Annotated in this window: 19 protein-coding genes; 18 read left to right on the forward strand and 1 reads right to left on the reverse strand. The window is 58.4% G+C overall.

Annotated features, from left to right (window positions below):
• Nucleotides 1-133: 133 nt before the first annotated feature.
• The 5 genes from ACQR35_RS08950 to ACQR35_RS08970 all read left to right on the forward strand — a co-directional run bounded on the left by ACQR35_RS08950 (nucleotide 134) and on the right by ACQR35_RS08970 (nucleotide 4875).
• Nucleotides 134-1099 (forward strand): endonuclease domain-containing protein, encoded by a 966-nt coding sequence (locus ACQR35_RS08950; RefSeq protein ID WP_430267371.1) that lies wholly within the window; start codon nucleotides 134-136, stop codon nucleotides 1097-1099.
• Nucleotides 1100-1221: 122 nt separating this feature from the next.
• The gene (locus ACQR35_RS08955; RefSeq protein ID WP_430267372.1) at nucleotides 1222-2484 is read left to right on the forward strand and encodes a lipase family protein; all 1263 of its coding nucleotides are present in this window, start codon (nucleotides 1222-1224) and stop codon (nucleotides 2482-2484) included.
• A 219-nt stretch (nucleotides 2485-2703) separates the two neighbouring features.
• A complete protein-coding gene (fbaA, locus tag ACQR35_RS08960; RefSeq protein WP_430267373.1) occupies nucleotides 2704-3726 on the forward strand; it encodes a class II fructose-bisphosphate aldolase in 1023 nt (340 codons plus the stop codon).
• Complete coding sequence (locus ACQR35_RS08965; protein ID WP_430267374.1) at nucleotides 3726-4148, forward strand: DUF3151 domain-containing protein; 423 nt, start codon at nucleotides 3726-3728, stop codon at nucleotides 4146-4148. The genes fbaA and ACQR35_RS08965 overlap by 1 nt, the downstream gene beginning before the upstream one ends.
• An 88-nt stretch (nucleotides 4149-4236) precedes the next feature.
• Entirely contained in the window at nucleotides 4237-4875 is a 639-nt protein-coding gene (locus ACQR35_RS08970; protein ID WP_430267375.1) for a thymidine kinase, read from the forward strand.
• On the opposite strand, the gene ACQR35_RS08975 is transcribed toward ACQR35_RS08970, so the two are convergent.
• On the reverse strand, nucleotides 4872-5507 hold the full coding sequence (locus ACQR35_RS08975; protein WP_430269825.1) for a uracil-DNA glycosylase: 636 nt from the start codon (nucleotides 5505-5507) through the stop codon (nucleotides 4872-4874). The two genes, ACQR35_RS08970 and ACQR35_RS08975, sit on opposite strands and share 4 nt — an antisense overlap.
• A gap of 184 nt (nucleotides 5508-5691) precedes the next feature.
• On the opposite strand from ACQR35_RS08975, the gene ACQR35_RS08980 reads away from it, so the two are divergent.
• The 13 genes from ACQR35_RS08980 to ACQR35_RS09040 all read left to right on the forward strand — a co-directional run bounded on the left by ACQR35_RS08980 (nucleotide 5692) and on the right by ACQR35_RS09040 (nucleotide 17254).
• The gene (locus ACQR35_RS08980; protein ID WP_430267377.1) at nucleotides 5692-6033 is read left to right on the forward strand and encodes a hypothetical protein; all 342 of its coding nucleotides are present in this window, start codon (nucleotides 5692-5694) and stop codon (nucleotides 6031-6033) included.
• Between the two features lie 382 nt (nucleotides 6034-6415).
• On the forward strand, nucleotides 6416-6631 hold the full coding sequence (locus tag ACQR35_RS08985; RefSeq protein WP_430267378.1) for a hypothetical protein: 216 nt from the start codon (nucleotides 6416-6418) through the stop codon (nucleotides 6629-6631).
• A 795-nt stretch (nucleotides 6632-7426) separates the two neighbouring features.
• Nucleotides 7427-7966, forward strand: a complete 540-nt coding sequence (locus tag ACQR35_RS08990; RefSeq protein ID WP_430269857.1) for a cytochrome P450 — start codon at nucleotides 7427-7429, stop codon at nucleotides 7964-7966.
• 34 nt (nucleotides 7967-8000) lie between these two features.
• Nucleotides 8001-8876 (forward strand): GNAT family N-acetyltransferase, encoded by an 876-nt coding sequence (locus ACQR35_RS08995; protein WP_430267380.1) that lies wholly within the window; start codon nucleotides 8001-8003, stop codon nucleotides 8874-8876.
• Nucleotides 8877-8996: 120 nt separating this feature from the next.
• Entirely contained in the window at nucleotides 8997-10349 is a 1353-nt protein-coding gene (locus ACQR35_RS09000; protein ID WP_430267381.1) for an MFS transporter, read from the forward strand.
• 131 nt (nucleotides 10350-10480) lie between these two features.
• Nucleotides 10481-12226 carry a purine-cytosine permease family protein gene (locus ACQR35_RS09005; RefSeq protein WP_430269826.1) on the forward strand — a complete coding sequence of 582 codons (1746 nt, stop codon included), beginning with the start codon at nucleotides 10481-10483 and terminating at the stop codon, nucleotides 12224-12226.
• A gap of 5 nt (nucleotides 12227-12231) precedes the next feature.
• Nucleotides 12232-12534 carry an urease subunit gamma gene (locus ACQR35_RS09010; RefSeq protein WP_430267383.1) on the forward strand — a complete coding sequence of 101 codons (303 nt, stop codon included), beginning with the start codon at nucleotides 12232-12234 and terminating at the stop codon, nucleotides 12532-12534.
• Between the two features lie 8 nt (nucleotides 12535-12542).
• On the forward strand, nucleotides 12543-12887 hold the full coding sequence (locus ACQR35_RS09015; RefSeq protein ID WP_430267384.1) for an urease subunit beta: 345 nt from the start codon (nucleotides 12543-12545) through the stop codon (nucleotides 12885-12887).
• Nucleotides 12884-14614 (forward strand): urease subunit alpha, encoded by a 1731-nt coding sequence (gene ureC / locus ACQR35_RS09020; protein ID WP_430269827.1) that lies wholly within the window; start codon nucleotides 12884-12886, stop codon nucleotides 14612-14614. The genes ACQR35_RS09015 and ureC overlap by 4 nt, the downstream gene beginning before the upstream one ends.
• An 18-nt stretch (nucleotides 14615-14632) precedes the next feature.
• Nucleotides 14633-15118, forward strand: coding sequence for an urease accessory protein UreE (gene ureE, locus ACQR35_RS09025; protein WP_430267386.1), 486 nt, complete (start codon nucleotides 14633-14635; stop codon nucleotides 15116-15118).
• Entirely contained in the window at nucleotides 15099-15779 is a 681-nt protein-coding gene (locus tag ACQR35_RS09030) for an urease accessory protein UreF (RefSeq protein ID WP_430269828.1), read from the forward strand. Before ureE ends, ACQR35_RS09030 begins: the two co-directional genes overlap by 20 nt.
• 12 nt (nucleotides 15780-15791) lie before the next feature.
• Nucleotides 15792-16409 (forward strand): urease accessory protein UreG, encoded by a 618-nt coding sequence (ureG, locus tag ACQR35_RS09035; protein WP_430267388.1) that lies wholly within the window; start codon nucleotides 15792-15794, stop codon nucleotides 16407-16409.
• Nucleotides 16403-17254, forward strand: a complete 852-nt coding sequence (locus ACQR35_RS09040; RefSeq protein WP_430269858.1) for an urease accessory protein UreD — start codon at nucleotides 16403-16405, stop codon at nucleotides 17252-17254. Before ureG ends, ACQR35_RS09040 begins: the two co-directional genes overlap by 7 nt.
• Nucleotides 17255-17261 lie beyond the last annotated feature (7 nt).

The raw sequence follows: 17261 nt of genomic DNA on the forward strand, positions 1-17261 counted from the left end.
CCCCCTCTGGTTTGCCCCTCGCTTTGGTTTCTCCCAGAACCCCCCCCCCCACCTCCCCAACTCGGCAGGGGAGGAACGCCTCAAGCTGTGGATAACTCTGCGGCGGTGGGCCGAATTGGGCAAGAATTGGCCCATGCGCAAGTCCCAACTTCCCGAACACCTCCAAGGCGTGTCCTTTGCCTTGCGGGCCTCGGACAAGTCGGGCGTGAGTCGCGGCCGAACTCGAGCGAAGGACCTTATGGTGGTCTCGCGCGGAATTCGGCTCCCGACGCAGACGCAGCCCCGTGGTGCAGCAGCCGTTCGTGCCTACACCGAGCTGGACGAGTCCTCAATCCTCAGCCATGTATCAGCTGCTCGTCTCTGGGAAATGCCCCTACCGGCGAGTTTGAGCGGAGATTGGCGCCTCCATATTGCCCGCAGGGCGGTGCACTCTGTTCCGCGCCGAGCCAACACCGTCGGCCACCTTTTAACGCTCGCGGCAGGTGAAGATACAGAGGTCGACGGCGTCCGCCTCACCTCTGCGCCGCGAACCTGGCTGGACATGGCGTCGACGCAAACCACCATGGAAGACCTTGTTGTCATGGGAGATCACTTGGTGTGCAGCCATGGCCCTGAGTTCCCGGCTCCACGTGAGGCGGTGTGTTCTATAGATGACCTTCGGCAGGTTGTGGACGCGCATCCGGGAGCACGTGGAATTCGCAAAGCGCGCGAGGCCCTGAATCTGGTCCGAGTGGGGGCCGACTCCGCTCCTGAGAGCCGGATGCGACTTGCTTTGGTTCAGGCTGGTTTGCCGGAACCGGCTCTAAACCTGGTGGTGTTTGACGATTTTGGCAGGCCGATTGTTTGGCCGGACGCGGCATATCTGGAGCATCGGGTTGCTCTTCAGTACGACGGCGGGCATCACGGTGACGAGGTGCAGTACCTGCGCGACATCCGCAGGGCAGAAGCGTCCGCCGCGCACGGCTGGCTTGAGGTTCGCGTCTCGCAACATGACCTCACGGGTGAGCGGCCCGGCGTCGTACTTAAAGTGCGGCGGGCGCTCGAATCCCGTGCCGAGTTGGCACTTCGCGCGGGTGTTTCGCTCAAACATGCACGCTAAGTGCCAACTCGGCGGGAGGGGAGAGGTGGGAGGCGGGAGGGGCAGACAGAAGTGGTTACTCTCCGGTAACTTGTGACGTGTAACACGCTCAATGATGAGCCTGTACGTCCCTTGGAGGTTCAATGAAGCACCCTTCCACTCGCATCGGCGCAGCCGCTGTACTCATCGCAGCCCTCAGCCTCACGGCCGTTGGCGCGGCCAACGCAACTACCGTTTCCAGCGCGGAGTCCAGCACCGCGGTTGTAGATTCCACGACAACGGATTTCTACTCAACCCCCAGCGTGCTGCCTGCCAACAATGGGGACATTATTCGGACGCAACCATCCGTCTTCTATCTTGACCCGCTCAAAACCATCAAGGCCCAAGCCTCGGTCACCCGCATTATGTACCGAAGCACAGGCAGTCACGGCGAAGCCACTGCTGTCACCGGAACCGTTTTGGTTCCAACGGCCGCATGGCTGGGCAAAGGCCCCCGCCCGCTGGTGAGCTACGCGGCAGGAACCCAAGGACTCAACGATTCATGCGCCCCGTCGCGGCAAATGGCGGTGGGTGGAGAGTATGAAGGAACGTTCATCGCCGGCCTCCTGACGCGCGGATACAGCGTTGTTGTCACCGATTATCAGGGCCTTGGAACCGATGGAATGCACAACTACATGTCCCGCGCGTCACAGGGGCACGCAGTTTTGGATGCTGCGCGCGCGGCCAAACGCTTAGGCAGTGCGAACATTCTTCCCACGGCGCCCGTGGCGATCGCTGGATATTCGCAAGGTGGTGGTGCCTCAGCCTCAGCAGCTGAACTCGCCCCCGAGTACGCTCCAGAAATTAACCTGAAAGGCGCCTACGCCGGTGCCGTGCCAGCAGAGTTGAGTGCTGTAGCAAAGAACCTCGACGGCGGCGCTTACGGAGCGTTTTTGGGTTACGCACTGATTGGGCTCAGCGCCGACTACGGGGTGAATTTCAACAATTACCTCAACCAAGCGGGCAAGGACCGGATGGCAGCCATCGCCACCCAGTGCACCATCGCTGCTGTGGCAAACAATGCCTTTATGAACACAGCCACCATGACGGTTAGTGGGCAAAAGGTCAGCAGCCTGGTGGGGCAAGCGGAATTCAGCAGCATCATCACCGAACAAACTATTGGCAACCGGCGTGTGCCGCGTGTGCCAGTGTTGCTCTCGCACAGCGTGTTGGATGACGTGATCCCGTACAAGGTAGGTGTTGATCTTGCCAAGCGGTGGTGTGCTCAAGGGGCCAACTTGTACTTCGACACCACCGGAGGCCCGACTCACATCGGTGGCTACGTGGCGGCCGCCCCAGCAGCGTTTGCCTTCCTTGAGCAGCGCTTCGCGGGAACCCCGACCGTGAGTAACTGCTGGTTGTACTAGCGGCGACTGTACCTCTCACCCCTGATCGAGTTGGCACTTAACGCCCATCCCAAGCGGGAACATGGGCGTTAAGTGCCAACTCGGCGGAAGGAGGGGGCGTCCAAATGACGGTAACTTTCCGGTGATGTCCGCGGAAATGGCTAGGATGGGTTCTAACCGCACAGGTCTACTCCGCAAGGTCCTCTGGACCTGCTTCGCGAACATTCACAAGGAGTCAGTATGCCCATCGCAACACCGGAAATTTATGCAGAGATGATTGACCGCGCAAAGGCGGGCGGATTCGCTCTCCCGGCCGTGAACGTGACATCTTCTCAGACCCTCAACGCCACCCTGCGTGGTTTTGCCGAAGCCGAATCTGACGGCATCATCCAGGTTTCCACCGGCGGTGGCGCCTACTGGTCCGGTGCGTCTACCAAGGACATGGTTGCCGGTTCTTTGGGCTTCGCTGCTTTCGCTCGCGAAGTTGCTAAGAACTACAACGTCAACGTTGCGCTGCACACTGACCACTGCCCCAAGGACAAGCTGGACGGATTCGTTCTGCCCCTGCTCGCTGCCTCGGAAGAAGCAGTGAAGGCCGGCAAGGACCCCATCTTCAACTCTCACATGTGGGACGGTTCCGCTGAGACTTTGCAGGAGAACCTGCGCATTGGCCGCGAACTCCTGGAGCGCGCTGCTGCTGCCAAGATCATCCTCGAAGTTGAGATTGGTGCTGTTGGTGGCGAGGAAGATGGTGTGGAGAACGCCATCAATGACAAGCTTTACTCCACCGTCGAGGACGCCCTGGCAACTGTTGAAGCACTGGGTTCAGGTGAATTTGGCCGTTACATCACTGCTCTGACCTTCGGCAACGTCCACGGTGTGTACAAGCCCGGTGGCGTGAAGCTGCGCCCGGAGATCCTCAAGGACATCCAGGACCAGATTGGTGCCAAGCTTGGCAAGGATCGCCCCTTTGACCTCGTGTTCCACGGTGGTTCGGGCTCCTCGGAGAAGGAGATCGCTGATGCTGTTTCCTACGGTGTTATCAAGATGAACATCGACACTGACACCCAATACGCCTACACCCGCCCAGTAGTGGATCACATGCTCCGCAACTACGACGGCGTGCTCAAGGTAGACGGCGAAGTCGGCAACAAGAAGCTTTACGATCCCCGCGTTTGGGGCGCTTCGGCTGAGGCTGGCTTGGCTGCACGTGTGGTGGAAGCTGCTGCGCAGCTGGGCTCCACGGGCAAGACCTTCTCCTAATGTCTGACGAATTCCGTAAGCAGCTGATTGGTCCTGAACCCACCCTTCTGCCGGCTGAATCAGAGATCTACCAGCACCTAGCCTTGGGCCAGGAAGCTGTGGATCTGGTGGCTCAGTACCCTACGTCTTCGCTGCTCTGGGCCATTTTGGCTGAGGAAGCATGGGCTGAAGGGCGGACGGTGGATTCTTACGCGTACTCGCGTGTGGGGTACCACCGTGGGCTGGATTCCTTGCGCCGCAATGGTTGGCGTGGAGTGGGTCCGGTTCCGTGGTCACACGAGCCGAACCGCGGCTTCCTGCGCGCACTCTACGCGCTAGGCCGTGCCGCGGCAGCCATTGGCGAAGCTGAGGAACCGGAGCGTATTGAGAAGTTCCTCAACGATTCGGACCCGGCAGCGAAAGCAGCCATCGAGGCGCACTAAGTGATTTAATAACGACGGCGGTACTGGCCCCCAAAGGCCGGGCCGCCGTCGTTATTTCACGAGTTTTTATGGCTGCGAAAGGTTCCTTTTGGCCAAGCTTTATTTCCGTTACGGTGCCATGAACTCCGGCAAGTCCACGGGTTTGCTGCAAGCGGCGTTCAACTATGAAGAGCGCGGCCAGCGCGTCTTGCTCGCCAAGCCCGGAGTGGACACCAAGGGCGAGGACCAGATTGTGTCCCGTCTGGGTGTGACCCGGACAGTGGATTTTGTGATCCCTCAGGGCGCGGATGTGCGGGAACTGTTTGCGGCGAAGGCTGCTGGCGATGATCCGGATGCACTGCTTGAACACGTTGATGCTCCGCGCGTGGCTTGCCTGCTGGTGGATGAGGCTCAATTTTTGGATCCGGAACAAGTGGATGATCTGTTCCGAATTGCCGTGCTGGACGGCGTGCCGGTGTTGGCGTACGGAATCCGCTCAGATTTTTTGACTCGCGCGTTCCCTGGTTCGGCCCGGCTGATGGAAGTTTCGCACTCCCTTGAGGAGCTGAAAACCATCTGCCGCTGTGGCCGGAAGGCGGTATTTAATACGCGCCGGGTGGGGGACCGTTTTGTGTTCGACGGCGATCAGGTCGCCATTGATGGGGCGGAAGTTCGGTACGAGTCGCTGTGCGGGTCCTGTTACTTGCGCGAATCAGGCGGCAAGCTAGGACCCGCCAAAAACGACTAGCGAGTAACGGGGTTCAGTCCCGTGCGGGCCATGGCGTCGGCGTAAACGAAACGCATTTCTTCGAGATACTGCTCCTGACGAGCGGGGGTACCAGCGAAGGAGCGGCCACCCAAAGCACGGACCTTGTATGTTTTCAGGCCGCGGCGCCAGATGAGCTGGTTCTCGGTTTTGAGTAACAAGCCAGCCAGGCGGTTGGCTTCGGTGCCGTGAGCCACAATGACGGAGGCTCGGGGGATCAGGACCAGCAAACGCAGGAGCGGTTTGAGGCCGGCCTGGATTTGTTCGGGAGTGAGCTTGCTCTGAGGTTCGCCCGGTGTAAACCACGGGTGTACGTTCCACGGCATCACGAATTCGGGGCGCAAACCAAGCTGCCACTGCAACCCCAACATGCGGGCCACTGCGGCGTCGTCGCCGGGGGTGATGAACCCACCATCCGGGGTTTCACCGGTGCTGGAGAAAAGGCTGACAATTCGGCACTCATTGACATCGTGAATCGGGTCCACGTAGGACACTTCACTGCCGGGCTTTAGCTCGCGCAAGGAATCGGCGAGCTCGTTGACAACAGCTACATTGGGTTCGTAACGACGGTTCATTAGCTGCTCACGAATGGAGTCAAGGGCCTGGGCTGTCATATTAAGGTAGTGCCTCCAGAGGGGAAATTGGGGCACGAACGAGCTGCCAGATGGCAGGTCCCGGTCCGGGCCCCTGCCTGATCGATCACTCCAGTCTACCAACGCAAAAGGACGCCACGCCCGGGAATGCCGTGAACTCCGCTCTTGAGTGCGGAGATTCACACGATGGAGGATGATTCTTCCCATGGAAAAGAGAGAACCTTCCGCCGCTGCGCTTGAAGCATTTGACGCGATAGTTACCGAGTTAGCGGCCTCGGGGGCGGTTCTGGGCAACACCTTCGGGGCCAAGGCGATCATGCTAAACAAGAAAGCCACCGCATGCCTGAATGGCGATGCAATGTCTTTCAAATTGGGTAGGGATTCGGCCGAACATGCCTCCGCGCTGGCTTTGGAGGGGGCTTTACTGTTTGACCCCTCGGGAATGGGGCGGCCCTTTAAGGACTGGGTTGAGGTTCCGCTGGCGCACAGTGAGCAGTGGGGTGAGCTGGCTCAGTCCGCGATTGAGTTCGCCGCCGGGGCTGCCTAGCTGAGGGCTCCTGCCGGGCACTCGTCGATGCCTTTACTCCGGAGGGCTATAAGAGACGTGGCCTGGACCATCGTTGTACCGGTATCCAACCGAGAAACGAGTATAAATAACCCCGTTCACGAACTGGTCCCGGATCTCTTCGGCAAAATCAGACGCCTCAACCTGGGTTGCGAACGCTCCAAGGACAGTATTGTGCGGTGAATCGTCCTGCAACACAATCCATACACCGCCCACTGCCGCCGGCCTCTCGGTAGTTTTTCGCCTTCTCCACAGCGACATTAATTCTCCTCGGTCTTCATTCCAAAATCTGTAAAAGGCCCAGCCAAATCCGGACAACCCGCTCTATAAGTCCGCGCTTGCAAACGGTCCCGACGGCGTTACGTTGCCACAAGCCATCATTCACCTTGCCAGTTCCTTGCGAAACACCGGCGAGCCAGCTGCCGCCGTCGAACTTTTGGAAAAACACCCCAGCAATACCGTCGCGGAGAAAGCGGTCAAAAAAGTAAACAGTGGGCATCCGGAAGCGTTGCACTACCTTGTAGCGCCGTCGGAGTTTCATCTGGCCCATCGCCATCAGATCCGCGATTCCTGCAAGTAGACGGCATCTGGCGTGTGGAACGACTTTTTGATGCGAGCTTCAGGAATCATTGAACAGCATGCTCTTGGGCTCTTGGGCTCTTGGGCTCTTGGGCTCTTGGGCGGTTGGACGAAAGATGGACTGTTTCGGCGACGGTTTTCAATAGCCCGAAGGCCGACCTCGGCGGCAAGAGCAGCCGAGTTCCGGATTAGCTTGTCGGATTGTCTACATAGATATTTCTCTTTAACGAAAAACTTACAGATTGAGTAATATTGCTTGACACGCCTGTCGACCCTTCGTAGGGTTACATCGTGCCATTCGGCGCGATGCCGATCAGAAGGGGTTCCCATGAAGAAATTTATTGGCAATTTGAAGGTACGTTTCGCCAAAGATGTCACCACCAGCGGCCGCTGGAACAAATACATCGTCAAGCCATAACCAAAACTAGTGACCTCAGCCCCGTTCGGAGCTCAACTAAAGTCATTCATCCATGAACTCAGGGGTGAAGGGCATTTGCTGCCGACAAAGGCGGGGCGACTGATTGTGGTCGACGCGGGCCTTGCCGCGGAAATTCTTCAGGTGAGGCCCGCGTTCCCAGCCGAGCGCACTGTATTCAAACCAGTTCCCGGCCATGACCTTCCGATTGAGACCATGAAGCGGCTCGCAAGCTTCTATTCGCTTGAACGACTGACTGAATCTTTCGGCAGGGAAGTGATGGAATTACGAAGCCCTCGCCGGGCCTTGTCGAGTGCCGCAACCATGAAGCAGCTGCTTTCGCCCGTGCTGACAGGGATAGAAGTCCGGTATGCAGCCGACATGTCCCTTGACCGGGGGGAAGCCGCGTTTATTCAAAGGCTGCGAACTGCCATCCTGGAAACAACGACGGCGGTTGTGTCTAGTGCCCTTTGGTTTTTGCAGAAGTCCGGAGGATCACTCGCGTCGAGCGACACAGTCGTTCTAGAAACGCTTCGCCTCGTTCCACCGGCATGGCTAATTCCCCGACGCCTTAGCGCAGATCATGTGGGGCTGGTCGATGAGGAACTGATTGGCCAGGAAGTGTTCATTAGCCCCTTGATAATTCACTACAGATCTTCAACGTTTGCCGACCCGGCCGAGTTCAATCCTGGGAATTGGGTTCTGACGAATCGCCGTTCCTGGCCAAGCGACTATTGCCCCTTTGGATTCGGGCGGTCTGGCTGTTGGTTCTGGAGAGAAGTACTCCTGATTGCTTCAACTATGGTCGAGTTCCTACGGCACAACTCTTCGGTGATGCTCCCGCGGTTCAAGAGCGCGGTCATTCCGGTTTCTCCCGTCCTCGCCGTCGCGGGTGTCCGCTTTCTTGGCGCATCAGCTTAGTTGAACGGTTCAATTGAAAGGAGTGCGGTCCTCAATGCGCTATGTGGCATGGTCTGAAATTGACCCATTGCGAGCATTGCAATTCTCGGCAGACGGGTTCAACGAAGCCGTAGGAGGTGGCCCCAACATCGACCAGCAGCTTGCGTCGGTGGATCTCCAAGCAAGCCTGGCTGCAATGGAGGGAAACGAAATCGTGGCAGTCACTCAGTGTGGGCGAGCCACCCAAATGTTCGCCGGAGAAACTCGAACGGTTCTTTGCAACACCGGCACGGCGGTTCGAGATGACTACCGTGGCCAAGGGGTAGGGAAGCGCCTGCTAAGCATCTTGACTTCATCTATGGACGCCCACGACGCGAAGGCAGTGTATGCGTGGGGCAAAAATGCAGGACTTTCAGGGCCGCTGTGGACGGCAGGTCCGAGTCTAATGCACCGTAAAATTGAACCCCGTTTCGAGGATGTCTCAGATTCGCAGCATCGTGTCCGGGAGTCCGATGCGGATCTGTTCTGCGATCTGCAGAATCATTTCGCCGCGCGTGTGCAAGGTGCGTTGATGCTTGATCCATTGACCTATAACTCGCTCTGTTATGCTCCCGGTTCTCGAGTCACTAACTTCTCTCTGGAAGATGAACGCGGCTACGTCGCAGTTGGATGGGGCGTCGAACATGAGGTTCTGAAGCACCTCGTGATCAGCGACGTGTTCATGGCACCTGGCCAGGACATCCAGCAAGTTGTTTCTTCCGTAGCGAAGGAACGCGGCTACGAGAGTGTGAGTGTTTTGGACTCCGGTAACTGGCCACAAGCAGCATTCGCTGGAGAGATAGGAACCTTCGTCTCCACCCTGTACAGCTACGGAACCGTTTCGGATGCAGGCCCGGACAATAATCCAGTTAGAACTCCATTTTATTTCTAAACCTGAGGAACCTCTCCGACTAAGGCGCGGGTTCCTCGACTCCGCGCGTAGTGTCTGTGCCATCGTGGCGAGGTTTCTGTTGAATTAATTCACTCGCTTCCATCACCCAGGGGACCAAAATTGCGACTAACTACCAGCTTCAGATCGTTCTTCTCAGCACGTGCAGCTCGGCGCGCGAGCCGCGCCGAAGACAAGTTTGTGATGCCATCAAACTTCAAGCGTTTGTTCCACTCCACCATCGGCGACGGTATTGGTGACGATCTTGTTCAGAACATCTTGCCGATTGTCGCTGTGGGGTTGCTGGGTGCGAGTGCATTCCAAACGAGCGTCCTCAACGCTTTAGGGCTGGCCGCTTTTCTGCTACTCGGTGTGCCCATCGGCGTGCTCGTGGACCGGTGGTCGAAGCGAAACACTCTTGTGCTGGCCAACGTTGTCCGAGCGGTGGCAGCGGTGTCCGTCCCGGTTGCCGCGTGGGGAAATGTGCTCAGCATCTGGCACCTCTTCATCGTCGCGGCGATCATCAGCACCGCGGACGTGTTTTTCACGACCGCGCAATCAGCCTTTATGCCCACATTTTTAAGTGGGAAAGATCTTGGCTTCGGATACGCGCGGATTCAAGGGATGCAGAGTGGGTTAGCGATCGTCACACCTGGACTATCCGGATTGGCGATCAGGGTCATCTCCGCGCCGGCCATGCTGGTGATAGCAGCGGTTGCTTACCTATTTTCAGCCTTTACCACCTGGCGTTTGCCACACGATCAACCCAGCCGTGACGCCGAGCCAGACAAGTTTTGGTCTGAAGCCCGGGCCGGAATGAGCTTCACACTCAAGCACCACTTGGTGCGCAGTTTGATGGTCTCCATTGCACTCGTTAACGCCGCGAGCATGTTCGGGCTGTCAGCCAAGATCGTCTATTCGCTACAAGTCCTGCACATCTCGATGCCTCAATTCATCTTCCTTGGGAGCTTCTCTGCCCTCGGCGGTCTGATCGCGGCACTAACGGCGGCCAAAGTCACTCGCGCATGCGGCGCGGGAATCACTAAAATCGCAGCCAGCCTCCTGTGCGGCCTCGCCGTCGTCGTACTCCCGTTGACACCACAACTGGGCCTAAGTCCTGTGATCTGGGTGGGAGTTTCCGGCTTCGCGTGGTCCTACTTTGTCATTCTGACCAGCTTGGCTGGAGCGGGAATCATCACGAGGCTTGTACCCACGGAGCTGATGGGCAGGGTAATGTCCACGTTTCGGCTATTCACACTGGGCATCATGCCCATCGCCAGCATCGCCGGTGGTGCCATGGCCGTTTGGACAGGCGTTACCTCTGTGTTGTGGGGTTGGGCCGTCATCGCTGCGGCGTCCGCTCTGCCAATTATTTTCTCCCCCATTCGGAACTGGAAAGAGTTCCCAGAGGAGCTCGACGTCCACGAAAAAGCGTCCCAGCTTGGCCCGGAACAGGAATCTGTTACCTCGACGTAACAGCGAGGTGACGCCCCTGACTCGTGGCCTCGATACGTTCGTTTGGAAATGTCTTGCGCGCTGCTTGGTGCTCAAGCCGATCACCCGGCCGCTGCACGTTCAAGCGGAGTTCCGCAACGAAAGTGGGAAACATGTCAGACGACAATCAGGACATCAGGCCTCCTCACCCCACTGAGGCTGGCCACACCGGAACTGCAACCCTTGAACGGGACGCAAAGCGGGACGCAGGGAAAGGCGCGCAGCCCGACCGTGACGCCCTGAGCGCCACCAAGGAAAGCCTCGAGGACTACACCCTCCGCTTCGCCCCACGTTCTTACCGCAAGTGGGCACCCGGGATTGTGGCCACCAGCGCACTCGGTGGCATCGCGTACCTAGCCGACTTCTCCATCGGAGCCAACATCGGCATGGCTTACGGCACCACCAACGCCCTGCTGGGAATTCTGGTGGCCGCCGTCATCATCTTTGTCACCGGTTTCCCCTTGGCCTACTACGCGGCCCGCTACAACATTGACTTAGATCTCATCACCCGAGGCTCCGGCTTCGGGTATTACGGTTCGATCGTTTCCAACGTCATTTTTGCCACTTTCACCTTCATCTTCTTCGCACTTGAAGGCTCCATCATGGCCCAGGGCCTCGAGCTAGGACTGGGTGTTCCCAAGGCCCTGGGCTACGCCGTTTCAACGATCATCGTTATCCCGTTGGTGATCTACGGAATGAAGACCTTGTCCAAGCTGCAGGTCTGGACCACCCCACTGTGGCTACTGCTGATGGTTGTCCCGCTGGTCTACTTGATGGTCACCAACCCCGGCTCAGTGGAACAGTTCTTCAACTATGGCGGGACCAGTGGCAACGGTGAAGCCAACAGCGCCTCGATCATGCTCGCCGCAGGTGTGTGCCTGTCCCTAATGGCGCAGATCGCAGAACAAATTGACTACCTGCGCTTTATGCCCCCTAAGACTGCAGCCAACAGCCGTTCATGGTGGCGCGCAGTGATTATCGCTGGACCGGGCTGGGTCATCTTCGGGGCGATCAAACAAGCAATCGGCCTCTTCATCGCCGTCTACCTGATTTCCAAGCTGGACCCCGCAGCATCCGCCACCGCCAACGAGCCTGTCCACCAGTTCCTCGGCGTCTACAGCGAAATGATGCCCGCATGGCTGGCCATGACCCTCGCGGTGGTTTTGGTGGTCATCTCACAAATCAAGATCAACGTCACCAACGCCTACTCCGGCTCCCTCGCCTGGACCAACAGCTTTACCCGAGTCACCAAAACCTACCCGGGCCGGATGGTTTTTGTGGTGGTCAACCTAGTGATCGCTTTGGTGCTGATGGAAGCGAACATGTTCAGCTTCCTCAACACCATTCTGGGGTTCTACGCTAACTGCGCCATGGCCTGGGTGGTCACAGTGGCCACTGACATTGCCATCAACAAGTACGTCCTCAAACTCTCGCCCAAACACCCCGAGTTCCGCCGGGGAATGCTCTACGCCGTGAACCCGGTGGGTTTTGTCTCCATGCTCCTCTCAGCCGGAATTTCCATTGCCATCTTCTTTGGCGCCTTCGGTTCAGCGGTACAGCCTTACTCGCCGATCTTCGCAGTGGGAATTGCGCTCATTGCCACCCCGGCCCTAGCCCTCATCACCAAGGGCCGCTACTACCTCCGCCGCACGGATGACGGCATAGACCTGCCAATGCTCGACGCCGATGGGAACCCCAGCGACGTCAAGCTCCTTTGCCACGTGACTGGGATAGAATTCGAGCGCCCGGACATGATGCTCTCCGCCGAACGTGGTCCGGACGGGGAGAAGCAATACATCTCCTCACTGTCCCTGTCCACAGACAAAACGCGGCGCTACGTCCTTCCAGCCCAGAAGTAGGATCCATGCATTTACTTCCCCGCGAGCAAGAGAAGCTCATGATTGTGGTTGCCGCAGATCTGGCCCGCCGGCGCCAAGCCCGCGGTCTGAAGCTGAACTTCCCGGAGTCGGTGGCGATCATCAGTTACGAGCTGATTGAAGGTGCCCGTGACGGCCGGACAGTGGCCGAGCTGATGAGCTGGGGCACCACCATTCTGACCCGCGAGGACGTAATGGAAGGCGTCCCGGAGATGATCCACGACGTCCAGATCGAAGCTACATTCCCGGACGGCACCAAGCTCGTCACCGTCCACGATCCCATTCGATAGGGCTGGCCATGATCCCAGGTGAATACATTCTCAAGTCCCAACCGATCTCAGTGAACGCGGGGCGGCAGGCGCGCGACGTCATCGTTATTAACACCGGTGACCGGCCCGTTCAAGTGGGTTCTCACTTCCACTTTGCCGAGGCGAACGCGGCGTTGTCCTTTGACCGCGAGGCCGCTCACGGCTGCCGGCTGGATATTCCGGCAGGAACTGCGGCACGCTTTGAACCGGGGGACAGCCGAACCGTCAGGCTTATTGAACTCGCCGGCAAGCGGGAAGTTCACGGCCTCAGCAATGCGGTCAACGGCCCGCTCGACGCCGGAACCGTCACCGCACGCCAGGAGGACGCCCAGTGAGTTTTGAGATTCCACGCCAGCAATACGCGGAGCTTTATGGCCCGACGGCGGGCGACTCCATCCGTCTGGCGGACACGGATTTGTTCCTCGAAATTGAGCAGGACCTTACTGTGTACGGCGAGGAAGTGGTGTTCGGCGGTGGGAAGGTCATTCGCGACGGTATGGGTCAAAACGGGCAGGTAACCCGTGATGAAGACGTCCCGGACACCGTGATCACCAACGCAGTGATCCTTGACTACACAGGCATCTACAAAGCGGACGTTGCGCTGCGGGATGGGCACATTTTCAAAATCGGTAAGGCCGGCAACCCGCAGATCACCGACGGTGTGGACATCGTTATTGGCGCCAGCACGGAGATCATCGCGGGGGAGCGGAAAATCCTCACGGCCGGCGGAATCGACACCCACATCCACTTCATCTCGCCAGACCAGGTACCCACCGCGCTGACCAGTGGTGTGACCACCATGGTGGGCGGTGGAACTGGGCCTGCCGAGGGCACCAAAGCCACCACTGTCACACCCGGAAAGTGGCACATTCAGCGAATGCTGCAAGCCGCAGAAGGGTTGCCCATCAACATCGGGCTATTCGGAAAAGGCCATGCCTCCGCGCAGGAGCCGCTTACCGAGCAAATCCGCGCTGGGGCCATTGGGCTCAAGGTCCACGAGGATTGGGGATCCACCACCTCCTCCATTGACACATCCCTCAAAGTGGCTGACGAATTTGACGTTCAAGTGGCCATCCATACAGACACTCTCAATGAGTGCGGATTCGTTGAAGACACCATCAATGCCATCAACGGTCGCGTCATCCACACCTTTCACACCGAGGGAGCCGGTGGCGGGCACGCCCCGGACATCATCAAAATCGCCGGGCTGCCCAACGTCCTGCCGGCCTCCACCAATCCCACGCTGCCGTACACGCGCAACACCATCGAAGAGCATCTAGACATGCTGATGGTGTGCCACCACTTGAGCCCCAACATCCCTGAGGACGTGGCGTTTGCGGACTCCCGCATCCGCGCCGAAACCATCGCCGCAGAGGACGTCCTCCAAGATCTAGGTATCTTCTCCATCACCTCCTCAGACTCCCAAGCCATGGGCCGGGTGGGCGAAGTGATCACCCGTACTTGGCAAGTTGCTGACAAGATGAAGAAGCAACGGGGAGTGTTGAAGGACCCGGAAGGCACCCAGCACGGCAGTGAAGGAAGCGACAATTTCCGGCTCAAACGCTACGTAGCGAAGTACACCATCAACGCCGCGCTGGCCCAGGGAATGGCCGATTCCATCGGTTCAGTCGAGGAAGGAAAGTTCGCTGACTTGGTGCTCTGGGACCCAGCCTTCTTTGGAGTGAAACCGGAACTAGTGATCAAGGGTGGTCAGATCGCGTACGCTCTGATGGGCGATGCGAACGCCTCCATCCCCACCCCGCAACCGCGAACCATGCGCCCCATGTTCGCCACCTTTGGCAAGGCGCTTCAAAAGTCCTCCATCACCTTCCTGTCAAAGGCCGCAATCGAGGCTGGAGTGCCTGAGGAACTAGGTCTGGAAAAAGTTATCCGGCCAGTATCCGGCATCCGGTCCCTAAGTAAAGCGGACTTGAAGTACAACAACGCCACCCCGGACATCCAAGTAGACCCGGAAACCTACAAAGTGTCAGTGGACGGTGAGGACGTCACCTGCGAACCCTCCGATGTACTGCCCATGGCGCAGCGGTACTTCCTCTTCTAACCACCACCGGAGTCTGACGTGATCATCGAGAAAATACTGGGCAATGTGCACGATCTGCCGCCCGAACAAGTTGCCAGCTACGCTGGGCTGCACCGCGAAAAGGTGGTGCTTCCCAGCAACCAGCTGGTCAAACGCATTCAACGTGTCACCACCGATCACGGCAAGGAGATTGGTATTCGCTTGCCCTCCGGCTCCGGAGATCTGCGCGATGGCGACATCTTGCACGTCGCCGAGTCCAATCTGATTGTGGTCTCAGTTCTGCCTACCGACGTTCTGGTGATCGCGCCACGGACCATTCACGAAATGGGCGTTGTGGCCCACTCCCTGGGTAACCGGCACCTCCAAGCCCAGTTCTTCGACGCTTCCTCCGAATACGGAGCAGAGGTGATGGTGTGCGCCTACGACCACACTGTGGAGGACTATCTTAAGCACGTTGAGGTGCCTTACAACCGTCAAGAACGCGTGATGCCCGTACCGTTCCGCCATGCAGAACACAGCCACTAGCTATCAGCTGGCGCTCCAGCAGCTGACAGATTCGGCCTTGCCAACGGGGGCGTTTGCGCACTCGCTGGGGTTCGAGGGGTACGTCGAGCGCGAACTAATCAGCGACGAACGCTCCTTTAGGGTGTGGCTTTCCGCCTTTATTTCGCAGCAGCTGAGCTATTCTGACGGCCTGGCTATTCGGTTGTTCTACCAGGGGACGGCGGTGGAAGAGCTGGATACTCTGCTCAGCGCGTCCCTGTTGCCCCGCCAGATTCGCCAAGCCAGTATCAAAATGGGAACCCGTCTGTTGGAGATCGGCGCCGAAGTATTCGCGTCGGCCGAGCTGGCACGGTACCGAAACCTAGTGACCACCGGCCGCGCCGCAGGGCACCAACCCTTGGCGTTCGCCGTCGTCGCCCGTTCCCTCGGTGTCCCACTTGCCGAAGCGCTAGCCGCTTACCTTTTTGCCGCAGTGACGTCGCTGACCCAGAACGCCGTCCGCGCCATTCCGCTGGGGCAAAACGCAGGGCAGCGGCTACTCCGGTCCGCGTCCGACGACGTTGCTACCGCCGTCGAGAAGGTTATGCACCTGACGCTGGACGACTTCGGCGCGGTCAGCCCCGGCCTGGAAATTTCGCAAATGAGGCACGAATTTCAACGTGCTCGAATGTTTATGAGTTAGTAGGAGACCATCATGAGTGAGCCCATCAAAATCGGCATTGGCGGCCCCGTAGGCGCCGGAAAAACCCAGCTTGTGGAGCGCCTCACCCGGCACATGAGCGGGGAAATTTCCATGGCGGCCATTACCAACGACATCTACACCATTGAGGATGCCAAGATTCTGGCCGCCAACGGCATTCTTCCCGAGGACCGAATCATTGGGGTGGAAACCGGCGGCTGCCCGCACACTGCCATCCGCGAGGACACCTCCATGAACACGGCGGCTATCGAAGAACTCAAAGCCCGACACCCGGACCTTCAGGTGATTTTTGTGGAATCCGGCGGGGACAACCTCTCCGCCACGTTTAGCCCCGAACTGGTGGATTTCTCTATCTACATCATTGACGTGGCGCAGGGGGAGAAAATCCCTCGCAAAGCTGGCCAAGGAATGATCAAGTCGGATCTGTTTATCATCAACAAAACGGACCTCGCACCACACGTTGGCGCAGACCTTTCAGTCATGGAACGGGACTCGCGTGAATTCCGTGGAGCTAAGCCGTTCTGCTTCACCAACCTCAAAACTGACGAGGGCCTTGACGCGGTGATCGAATGGGTGCGTCGGGATGTGCTGATGCTTGACCTCGCATCTTGACGGTGGTTGCGCCTCGGGGTGAGCTTGAGCTTGTGATCAGTGAACGGAGCGGGAAATCCGTCGCTTCTCGGCAATTTCACAAGGGTGCGCTTCGGATTTTACGGCCGCATTACTTGGATGGTTCGGGGCAGGTTTGTTATGTGATGGTCAACCCTGGCGGGGCCTATTTGGGGGCTGACCTTTACGCGATTGACGTGGAGGTGGAGGGCGGCGCTGATTTACTGTTGACCACACAATCGGCCACAAAAATTTACCGGACGCCGGATTCCTTTGCCGAGCAGCGAATGCGAATTCAGCTCGGTGAGCGCGCCAAACTGGAGCTGATGCCGGACCAGCTTATTGCGTATCGGGAGGCCAGCTACCGGCAGAATACGCACATTACTGTCCGGCCGTCGTCGTGCCTGGTAATGGCCGAAATCGTCACGCCAGGGTGGTCGCCGGATGGCGCCACGTTCCGTTATGAGGAGCTGCGGCTCCGCACCGAAATCTATGTTGAAACCGAGGCCGGCAGCGATCTTCTGGCCCTCGACAACCTGCTGATCCGGCCCCCATTGGCTGACGTTACAGGCCTTGGATTTATGGAGGGGTTCAGCCATGTGGGCTCGCTGTTAGTGGTGGACTCGCGCGTGGATCAGGCGCTCGCCGATGAGCTGCACACGCTGGCCTCAGCACACCAGGCCCACACCGGCATTTCCCTGACTCGAACTATTGCCGGCAGCACCGGATTAGTGATGCGTGCGCTCTCCAATAGCACCGAGGAACTTCAGCGATTATTAGGGGATTGCAGCACTCTTCTTCGCAATCGATGGTCTGGCCAAGGGCCGGTGAACTTGCGGAAATACTGAACGGTAC

Origin of the sequence: Pseudarthrobacter sp. J1738, assembly GCF_050490315.1 — a bacterium.
Lineage (GTDB): Bacteria > Actinomycetota > Actinomycetes > Actinomycetales > Micrococcaceae > JBNPEO01.